This window comes from Belnapia moabensis DSM 16746 (assembly GCF_000745835.1).
GTDB classification, from domain to species: Bacteria; Pseudomonadota; Alphaproteobacteria; order Acetobacterales; family Acetobacteraceae; genus Belnapia; species Belnapia moabensis.
Window position 1 is genome coordinate 1 of record NZ_JQKB01000270.1, and the last position, 1511, is coordinate 1511.

2 protein-coding genes are annotated in these 1511 nt (G+C 63.3%); both read left to right on the forward strand.

Annotation, left to right across the window (positions count from 1 at the left end; translation table 11 throughout):
- The first annotated feature begins 83 nt into the window (after positions 1–83).
- The gene (locus tag EP26_RS30800; RefSeq protein ID WP_043345422.1) at positions 84–533 is read left to right on the forward strand and encodes a hypothetical protein; all 450 of its coding nucleotides are present in this window, start codon (positions 84–86) and stop codon (positions 531–533) included.
- Between the two features lie 408 nt (positions 534–941).
- On the forward strand, positions 942–1289 hold the full coding sequence (locus EP26_RS36025) for a DUF6894 family protein (protein ID WP_157034000.1): 348 nt from the start codon (positions 942–944) through the stop codon (positions 1287–1289).
- Positions 1290–1511 lie beyond the last annotated feature (222 nt).

Below are 1511 nucleotides of genomic sequence, written 5' to 3' on the forward strand. Positions count from 1 at the left end.
GCCGCGTCTGGTGTCAGGTCGGCGGCCGCCGCCCAGGCCGCCATGCAGCAGCGCATTGCCGCTTCCGGCCGGGGGCGCTGACCATGACGATCTTCGTCTTCGGCCAGCCCGGCCGCGTTCCTGGCTTCGATGGAATGCCCCCTGAGATGCAGCAGCGCGAGGCCTGTCGCACGCGTTCTGCCGTCGCGGACCTCTTGAGTCGTCCGCGTGCTGAGTTTCCGGCCGTAGTGGTTCGCTTTGCTGGGCGCGAGGTGCCGGAGCATGTGCTGGATGCGGCCTGGACGGCTGCCAGAATGACGCACCGGGCGATGGGCAGGCCGTTGCATTATGACTGGATTAGCGCGCTGGCGGCGGAGATGCCTAGCGCCCTAGCGGCTGAGGCTGGGCGGAAGCAGCGCATGGAGCCTCTGCCGGTCTTTGACGCCAATGGCGCCCGGAAGGCGGGCTCGGCGGCAAGGCAGGATGTGCCGCGTGAGTTGGTTGCGCCCTTGGTCTTGGACCCCGTGGAGGTGCCGGCCGATGCCGAAGAATAAGCCGCCGGTGCCGGGTGCCACGCCCGAGCCAAAGAAGGCTGTAGAGGTGTCGCCGCCGCTGCCGCCGGTTAGCGTGCCGCCGCCAGCACCATTGCCCACCATCGCGCCTGGTGGTGGAAAGGTGCGCCGGTAGCGCCGTCATGCCTCCGGCAGCACCTCCGCCCCCTTTGTCGGATAGGCCAAAGTCGGAGCGCGAGCTTCAGGCAGAGGCCCTGGCCGCGTTGCGTGCGGCGAAGGCGTTGGCCGCCTGTTTAGCGCGGTGGCGCCCCCTTGGCCGGGAGTGATTCGCTACCACGTGTCGAAGCGCTACCTCAAGCGGCAGCGGATGAACATTGCTATTCATCCATATTGTTACGAAACACCCATAATTATAGACTGGGAGCAACAGGGGGATACGGGCTCAAAAATATGCAGCGCATGTTCCTTCATATAGATACCGGCCATATTCGCATTGAAGACAGAACAGGTTGCCTTTTCAAAAGCTTAGATGAGGCCAAGGCTGAGGCTGTCGAGCTGATTAATGAAGTTGCCTTCGCTTGGCCGGGAGACGGCACCCCTCTGACCAACTTTCATGTCGATATCTGCGATGAAGCAGCACAACTGCTGGTAACTGTCCCTTCTCAAGACCTGTTCCAGGCAGAGCGGGCTACCGTTCCAGTCGCATCCGTGGCGTCCTTAGCCTTTCCCGCCCGCGCACCTGCCAGTGCATCACCTGCAATGAAGCTGGAGCTCTGGCCACATAAGCCAGCCGCTTAACGGCCCTTCTGGAGGTTGCCAGCTCTGCGCGCATAGCGAATGCGCTTGCGGGCCGTCTTGCGGCTGCGTTTTGGTCTGAGACGCATGGCGACACAATCCTTCTAGCCTACCGCAAACGAACGGCGCGGCGCCGCGAAGGTTGGCGCGTCATCTGCATCTGTGGTGCCCAATGGCCGATCCTGGCTATTGAACGGTTACGAAGTGGCTGGGCGCACGGCGGGG